This window comes from Stenotrophomonas sp. (genome assembly GCF_031995405.1).
Taxonomy (GTDB): domain Bacteria; phylum Pseudomonadota; class Gammaproteobacteria; order Xanthomonadales; family Xanthomonadaceae; genus Stenotrophomonas.
In genome coordinates this window covers 491-8,041 of the sequence record NZ_DAMAGC010000158.1, presented here as the reverse complement: position 1 = coordinate 8,041, position 7,551 = coordinate 491, and the positions used below count along the sequence as shown (strand labels likewise).

Genomic DNA, 7,551 nt, shown 5'->3' with positions numbered 1-7,551 from the left:
CTTGACAGCCCACCAAGACAGAAGCCGCCTGGTCCGCCAGGCGGCTTTTTTCTTGTCTGACGGTCGCGCCAAGCCAGCTGGAGGACAGCCCCCTTGAGTCAAGGGGGCGCGGCGAAGCCGCGGGGTTCCGGGTGCTGATGAGAGGGGCCCGCGTGTTGCGCAGACGGTAGTGCCGAGCCATGCTCGGCAAGCAGCCAACGTCTCCGCTGGACCGATCCGGTGCGGGCTGCCGCCCGCGATCCACCGGGCGCTGGCGCAGCGCCTGCTGGATGCGACGGCCGCCCGGCCGCACGTGGGCACGCTCCGCGGCGCATGGGTCACGCGCGCCAATCCCGGCTCAACCACGCCCTGCGGCTTTTTCTTTGCGCCCAGCCCTGCAACAATGAGCTGCTGAGCGGTATCGCTCGCGAAAGTGGCGGAATTGGTAGACGCCCTGGATTTAGGTTCCAGTGCCGCAAGGCGTGGGGGTTCGAGTCCCCCCTTTCGCACCAGTCATTCCGGCCCCCGGGTCGGCACCCTGACGATGGGCACGTCCCGGATCCCGGGAGACGGCCGCATGCTGTCCGGGCAGGCCTTCACGGCCGCCCCGGCCCTGCGCTGGCGGCGCTGGCCGATATCGGCGAAACTACAGGGCTGCGGCGGGCATGCGCGTCAACGACCCCGCGTTCAAAACCCGTTCCATCCATCACATCGTGCCGGGGGCGTTGCCGCCGGTGGCAGGAGTCAACATGCAAGCTTCGATCGAATCCACTGGCAATCTGGAACGCCGCCTGACCTTCTCGCTGCCGGAAGACCGCCTGCAGACCCACATCAGTGGCCGTCTGGGCGAAATCGCCCGCACCGCGCGCATCAAGGGCTTCCGCCCGGGCAAGATCCCGGCCAAGGTGATCGAACAGCGTTTCGGCCAGCAGGTCCGCAGCGAAGCCGTCGACGGCCTGCTGCGCGAGACCTTCGATGCCGCGCTGCGCGAGCATGAGCTGCGCATTGCCGGTACCCCGCGCATCGACAAGGGCGAGGAAGGCGAGTTCTCCTTCGTGGCCACCGTAGAGTTGATTCCGGACTTCGGCGATGTCGACGTCAGCAAGCTGACCGTGGTCCGCCACACCGCCGACATCAACGATGCCGATATCGACCAGATGATCACCAACCTGCGCGAACAGCGTCGCAGCTGGAGCCCGGTCACCCGTGGCGCGCAGGACGGCGACCTGGTCGCGCTGGAAACCTTCTCCCAGGCCGGCGATGAGCGCCTGCCGGCCGAAGGCACCGAAAAGGGCAGCGTGATCGTGGGCCAGGGCATGATGTTCGAGCAGATCGAACAGGGCCTGATCGGCCTGGCCAAGGGCGAAGAAAAGACCCTGGACGTCGAGTTCCCGGCCGATTGGCGCGTCCCGGCGCTGGCCGGCAAGCAGGTCAAGGTCACCGTCAAGGCGGTGGACGTGTCCGCCCCGGTGCTGCCGGACGTGGATGCCGAGTTCATCAAGAGCTTCGGCGTCAAGGGTGGCGACGAGGAGCAGTTCCGCAAGGACATCCGTGCCAACCTGGAGCGCGAGCTGAAGGGCGCGCTGATGAACCGCCTGCGCCGTGAAGTGGGCGAGCAGCTGATCGCCGCCTACGCCTCGGTCGAAATGCCGCCGCGCCTGGTCGAGAACGAGGCCCGTGCGATGCTGGCCCAGCAGGTCGAGCAGATCCGTCGCAGCGGCCGCAACCCGGGCGACGTCCCGGCCGACGCCCATGAAGGCTTCAAGGACGCCGCTGCCAAGCGCGTGCTGGTCGGCCTGCTGGTCGGCGAAGTGGCCCGCAAGAACGACCTGCGCCTGGATCCCAAGCGCCTGAACGAAACCATGCGCCTGATTGCCTCCACCTATGAAGAGCCGGAGCAGGTCATTGAGATGTACCGTAATGACCCCCAGCTGATGAGTGGGCTGCAGAATCGTGTGATGGAAGAGCAGGTGATCGACTGGATCGCCGAGCGCGCCCAGCACACTGAAGAACAGCTGTCGTTCCAGGACGCGATCCGCCAGTAAGCGGCCCGCGTTTTACGCCCCGCGCCCCGGCGCGGGGTCGTTCCCCCCAAAATAGGTGCCTCACTAATGGACAACCGAACCACAGCCCTGAACATGGTTCCGATGGTGGTCGAACAGACCAGCCGCGGCGAGCGCGCCTATGACATCTATTCGCGCCTGTTGAAGGAGCGTCTGATCTTCCTCGTGGGCCCGATCGACGATCACATGGCCAACGTGGTGGTGGCGCAGCTGCTGTTCCTGGAAGCGGACAACCCGGAAAAGGACATCAGCATCTACATCAACTCGCCCGGTGGCGTAGTCACCGCCGGCATGGCGATCTACGACACCATGCAGTACATCAAGCCGGACGTGAGCACCATCTGCGTCGGCCAGGCCGCCTCGATGGGCGCGCTGCTGCTGGCATCCGGCGCGGCGGGCAAGCGTTATGCGCTGCCCAACTCGCGGGTGATGATCCACCAGCCGCTGGGCGGCTTCCAGGGCCAGGCCTCGGACATCGACATCCATGCCCGTGAAATCCTGACCCTGCGTTCGCGCCTGAACGAGGTGCTGGCCAAGCACACCGGCCAGTCGCTGGAGACTATCGCGCGCGATACCGAGCGCGACAACTTCAAGAGCGCGGCCGATGCGGTGGCCTACGGTCTGGTCGACCAGGTGCTCGAGCGCCGTCCGGAAGAGTCGATCACCCCGGCGTGATGATGCAGCCAGGCCGGCAAACCGGCTTGTTTCCGCGGGGTCGGGTGGGACTGGTGTCCCCCTGACCCTGTGCTATTCTCGAATCGAACCCCCGTTCAGCGGGTGGGGTAACTGGGTAAGCGAAGCATGAGCGAAGACCGCCAAGGTCGTTCCACGGACACCGGCAAGATCCTCTACTGTTCTTTCTGCGGGAAGAGCCAGCATGAGGTGCGCAAGCTGATTGCGGGCCCGAGCGTGTTCATCTGCGATGAGTGCGTGGAGCTGTGCAACGACATCATCCGTGAAGAACTCGAGGAAAAGGCGCAGTCGGCGCGCAGTTCGCTGCCCAAGCCGCGCGAGATCCTCGAGGTACTCGACCAGTACGTGATTGGCCAGAACCGGGCCAAGCGCACGCTGGCCGTGGCTGTGTACAACCACTACAAGCGCATCGAGAGCCGCCAGAAGAACGACGAAGTCGAACTGGCGAAGTCGAACATCCTGCTGGTCGGTCCGACCGGTTCGGGCAAGACGCTGCTGGCCGAAACCCTGGCCCGCCTGCTCAACGTGCCGTTCACCATGGCCGACGCCACCACGCTGACCGAAGCCGGTTACGTGGGCGAGGACGTGGAAAACATCATCCAGAAGCTGCTGCAGAAGTGCGACTACGACGTCGAGAAGGCACAGCAGGGCATCGTCTACATCGATGAAATCGACAAGATCTCGCGCAAGAGCGAGAACCCGTCGATCACCCGTGACGTGTCCGGCGAAGGCGTGCAGCAGGCGTTGTTGAAGCTGATCGAAGGCACCGTGGCCAGCGTGCCGCCGCAGGGCGGGCGCAAGCATCCGCAGCAGGAATTCCTGCAGGTGGACACCAAGAACATCCTGTTCATCTGCGGCGGCGCGTTCGCCGGGCTGGACAAGGTGATCCAGGCGCGCTCCAACGACGCCGGCGGCATCGGCTTCGGCGCCAAGGTGAAGAGTTCCGAGCGCAAGCAGGAAGTGGGCAAGATCCTGGCCGAAGTCGAGCCGGAAGATCTGATCAAGTTCGGCCTGATCCCGGAATTCGTCGGCCGCCTGCCGGTCGTGGCAACGCTGGAAGAGCTGGACGAAGCGGCGCTGGTCAGGATCCTGACCGAGCCGAAGAACGCCATCACCAAGCAGTTCAAGAAGCTGTTCGAGATGGAGCATGTCGAGCTGGAGTTCCGTCCGGACGCCCTGGCGGCGATCGCCCGCAAGGCGCTCAAGCGCAAGACCGGCGCCCGTGGCCTGCGCACCATCGTCGAATCGGTGTTGCTGGACACCATGTACGACCTGCCCTCGGCCGAGAACGTGAGCAAGGTAGTGGTGGATGAATCGGTGATCGAGCACAAGTCCGAGCCGTACCTGATCTACCAGACCCCACCGGCCCCTGAACAGAAGGCTGCGGGTGCTGAATAATCGGTTCAAGCATTTGAATTGAAAGAAGTTTATTAGAACAGCTTGCATCTAGAAGCCGATGGCCCCATAACGAGGCCATCGGCTTTTTTTGTATCCGGGCGAGGCCGCCCGGAGGCCATCCCCACTGTTCCACTGGAGCCCACATGGCCCGTTCCCCTACTGAGACTCTCGACCTGCCGGTACTGCCGCTGCGTGACGTGGTGGTGTTCCCGCACATGGTCATTCCGCTGTTTGTCGGCCGCGACAAGTCCATGCACGCGCTGGAACAGGCGATGGCGGCGGACAAGCGCATCCTGCTGCTGGCGCAGAAGTCGGCCGAGACCGATGACCCGACCGCCGCCGACCTCTACCAGGTCGGCACGCTGGCCCAGGTGCTGCAGCTGCTGAAGCTGCCCGACGGCACCATCAAGGTGCTGGTCGAAGGCCTGTCGCGGGTCAACGTCACCGAAGTCACCGAGCGCGAGACCGCACTGCATGGCATCGCCACCGAAATCGAATCGGACGAATCGCGTGAGCCGCGCGAGATCGAGGCGATCGCCCGTTCGCTGATGTCGCTGTTCGAGCAGTACGTCAAGACCAACCGCAAGCTGCCGCCGGAGCTGCTGCAGACGCTGGCCGGCATCGATGAGCCCGCGCGCCTGGCCGACACCATCGCCGCGCACATCAGCGTGCGCCTGGCCGACAAGCAGCGCCTGCTGGAGACGCTGCAGATCGGCGACCGCCTGGAAATGCTGGTCGGCCTGGTCGATGGCGAGATCGATGTGCAGCAGATGGAAAAGCGCATCCGCGGCCGCGTGAAGTCGCAGATGGAAAAAAGCCAGCGCGAGTACTACCTCAACGAGCAGATGAAGGCCATCCAGAAGGAACTGGGCGACCTGGACGATGCACCGGGCGAGCTGGACGAACTGGCGCGCAAGATCGCCGAGGCGGGCATGCCCAAGCCGGTGGAGGCCAAGGCCAAGGCCGAGCTCAACAAGCTCAAGCAGATGTCGCCGATGTCGGCCGAAGCTGCCGTCGTGCGCAACTACCTGGACTGGCTGCTGGGCGTGCCGTGGAAGAAGCGCACCAAGGTGCGCAAGGACCTGAAGGCCGCGCAGGACACGCTGGACGCCGATCATTTCGGCCTGGACAAGGTCAAGGACCGCATCCTGGAATACCTGGCGGTGCAGTCGCGCGTGAAGCAGATGAAGGGCCCGATCCTGTGCCTGGTCGGTCCGCCCGGCGTCGGCAAGACCTCGCTCGGCCAGTCGATCGCCAAGGCGACCAACCGCAAGTTCGTGCGCATGAGCCTGGGCGGCGTGCGCGACGAGGCCGAGATCCGTGGCCATCGTCGTACCTACGTCGGCTCGATGCCGGGCCGCATCGTGCAGAACCTCAACAAGGTCGGCAGCAAGAACGCGCTGTTCGTGCTGGACGAGATCGACAAGATGTCGATGGACTTCCGTGGCGACCCGTCGTCGGCGCTGCTGGAAGTGCTCGACCCCGAGCAGAACAACGCGTTCAACGACCACTACCTCGAAGTGGACCTGGACCTGTCCGAAGTGATGTTCGTGGCGACCTCCAATTCGCTCAACATTCCCGGGCCGCTGCTGGACCGCATGGAAGTGATCCGCATCCCCGGCTACACCGAGGACGAGAAGCTCAACATCGCCATGCGGTACCTGGTGCCCAAGCAGCTCAAGGCCAATGGCCTCAAGCCGGAGGAACTGGAAATCGAGGCCGACGCCATCCAGGACATCGTGCGCTATTACACGCGCGAATCCGGCGTGCGCAACCTCGAGCGCGAAGTGGCCAAGATCTGCCGCAAGGTGGTCAAGGACATCGCGCTCGCCGGCCCCGTCGCGGCGGTCAAGCCGGCCAAGGCCGGCAAGAAGGCCGGTGCCAGGAAGAAGGCACTGGTGGTGGTCAACGGCAAGAACCTGGACAAGTACCTGGGGGTGCGTCGCGTCGATTTCGGCCGTGCCGAGGAGCAGAACGAGATCGGCCTGGTCACCGGCCTGGCCTGGACCGAAGTCGGTGGCGATCTGCTGCAGATCGAATCGACCCTGGTGCCGGGCAAGGGCCAGCTGATCCTGACCGGCCAGCTGGGCAACGTGATGAAGGAATCGGCGTCGGCGGCGCTGTCCGTGGTGCGTTCGCGCGCCGAGCGGCTGGGCATCGACAACGAGTTCCTGCAGAAGCACGACGTGCACGTGCACGTGCCCGATGGCGCCACGCCCAAGGACGGCCCCAGCGCGGGTATCGCGATGGTGACCTCGCTGGTGTCCACGTTGACCAAGGTGCCGATCCGTGCCGAAGTGGCGATGACCGGTGAAATCACCCTGCGTGGCCGGGTGACCGCCATCGGCGGGCTCAAGGAGAAGCTGCTGGCCGCGCTGCGGGGTGGCATCACCACGGTGATCATCCCGGAAGAGAACCGCAAGGATCTGGCCGATATCCCGGCCAACGTCACCCGCGATCTGAAGATCATTCCGGTGAAGTGGATCGAAGAGGTGCTGGAGCTGGCGCTGGAGGCGCCGCTGACGCCCAAGAAGGCCAAGAAGGATGGGGCGCGCGTCACAGTGCGCAGCAAGGGCAAGACAGCTTCCACGGCGCGCGTCAAGCACTGACGCGCCATCTGGAAATCGCCGAAACCCGCGTCGTTATTGGCTTTTCAGCTTGCGCGGGTAGGGGTGCGCTGGTATAAAAGCACCACTCGCGAGTCAGCACTCACTGACGTCGGCGAATCGAGAACTTCACTGGCGTCCGGCCGCAATGTGGGTCGGATGCTTCACTGTCGAATATGCGGAATCCCCGCCAAAGGAGCTGTACAGAATGAACAAGACCGAATTGATCGATGCCGTTGCCGAAGCCGCCGACCTGACCAAGGCCGAATCCAACCGCGCCGTCGACGCCGTCATCGCTTCCATCACCAAGGCCCTGAAGGGCGGCGATGCAGTGACGCTGGTGGGCTTCGGTACGTTCCAGGTTCGCGCACGTGCTGCCCGCACCGGCCGCAACCCGAAGACCGGCGACACCATCAAGATCGCTGCATCGAACAATCCGTCGTTCAAGGCTGGCAAAGCCCTGAAGGATGCCGTAAACTAAGCGGCTTGCTGGGGTGCTTAGCTCAGCGGTAGAGCGTCTCCTTTACACGGAGAGGGTCGGGGGTTCGAAACCCTCAGCACCCACCACAGCACCGCCAGTAGAAGTTTGAAATGTGGAGCGGTAGTTCAGCTGGTTAGAATGCTGGCCTGTCACGCCGGAGGTCGCGGGTTCGAGTCCCGTCCGCTCCGCCAGTTTCGACGAGGCCCCTGAGCAATCGGGGGCCTTAGTTTTCTCGGCGATCGACGTCGTCGAGAAGGGTAGTAAAAGGTTTAGTGCGGAGCGGTAGTTCAGCTGGTTAGAATGCTGGCCTGTCACGCCGGAGGTCGCGGGT

At 64.3% G+C, this 7,551-nt stretch carries 5 protein-coding genes and 4 tRNA genes (1 of these 9 running past the window's edge); all 9 read left to right on the top strand.

All coding sequences use genetic code 11. The annotated features are described in order from the left end of the window. Positions 1 to 406 precede the first annotated feature (406 nt). Positions 407 to 491: transfer RNA gene (locus RTO53_RS18465), tRNA-Leu, on the top strand. A gap of 237 nt (positions 492 to 728) precedes the next feature. After that, positions 729 to 2,024: a trigger factor gene (tig, locus tag RTO53_RS18460; protein WP_312239159.1), complete on the top strand. Its 1,296-nt coding sequence runs from the start codon at positions 729 to 731 to the stop codon at positions 2,022 to 2,024. A gap of 66 nt (positions 2,025 to 2,090) precedes the next feature. Next, positions 2,091 to 2,717, top strand: coding sequence for an ATP-dependent Clp endopeptidase proteolytic subunit ClpP (gene clpP / locus RTO53_RS18455; RefSeq protein WP_256776280.1), 627 nt, complete (start codon positions 2,091 to 2,093; stop codon positions 2,715 to 2,717). A gap of 126 nt (positions 2,718 to 2,843) precedes the next feature. After that, complete coding sequence (gene clpX / locus RTO53_RS18450) at positions 2,844 to 4,133, top strand: ATP-dependent Clp protease ATP-binding subunit ClpX (RefSeq protein WP_256776281.1); 1,290 nt, start codon at positions 2,844 to 2,846, stop codon at positions 4,131 to 4,133. Positions 4,134 to 4,276: 143 nt separating this feature from the next. After that, the gene (lon, locus tag RTO53_RS18445) at positions 4,277 to 6,742 is read left to right on the top strand and encodes an endopeptidase La (protein ID WP_312239158.1); all 2,466 of its coding nucleotides are present in this window, start codon (positions 4,277 to 4,279) and stop codon (positions 6,740 to 6,742) included. Positions 6,743 to 6,947: 205 nt separating this feature from the next. After that, positions 6,948 to 7,220: an HU family DNA-binding protein gene (locus RTO53_RS18440; RefSeq protein WP_038690141.1), complete on the top strand. Its 273-nt coding sequence runs from the start codon at positions 6,948 to 6,950 to the stop codon at positions 7,218 to 7,220. A gap of 11 nt (positions 7,221 to 7,231) precedes the next feature. Beyond that, positions 7,232 to 7,306 (top strand) — tRNA-Val (locus RTO53_RS18435). A gap of 28 nt (positions 7,307 to 7,334) precedes the next feature. Further along, a tRNA-Asp gene (locus tag RTO53_RS18430) sits at positions 7,335 to 7,411 on the top strand. An 85-nt stretch (positions 7,412 to 7,496) separates the two neighbouring features. Next, positions 7,497 to 7,551, top strand: a tRNA-Asp gene (locus tag RTO53_RS18425) (it continues 122 nt past the right edge of the window).

Bases quoted from the DNA above. Each gene is read 5' to 3' on its own strand.
- tig (WP_312239159.1), top strand. From the start codon at position 729: ATGCAAGCTTCGATCGAATCCACTGGCAATCTGGAACGCCGCCTGACC.
- clpP (WP_256776280.1), top strand. From the start codon at position 2,091: ATGGACAACCGAACCACAGCCCTGAACATGGTTCCGATGGTGGTCGAA.
- clpX (WP_256776281.1), top strand. From the start codon at position 2,844: ATGAGCGAAGACCGCCAAGGTCGTTCCACGGACACCGGCAAGATCCTC.
- lon (WP_312239158.1), top strand. From the start codon at position 4,277: ATGGCCCGTTCCCCTACTGAGACTCTCGACCTGCCGGTACTGCCGCTG.
- RTO53_RS18440 (WP_038690141.1), top strand. From the start codon at position 6,948: ATGAACAAGACCGAATTGATCGATGCCGTTGCCGAAGCCGCCGACCTG.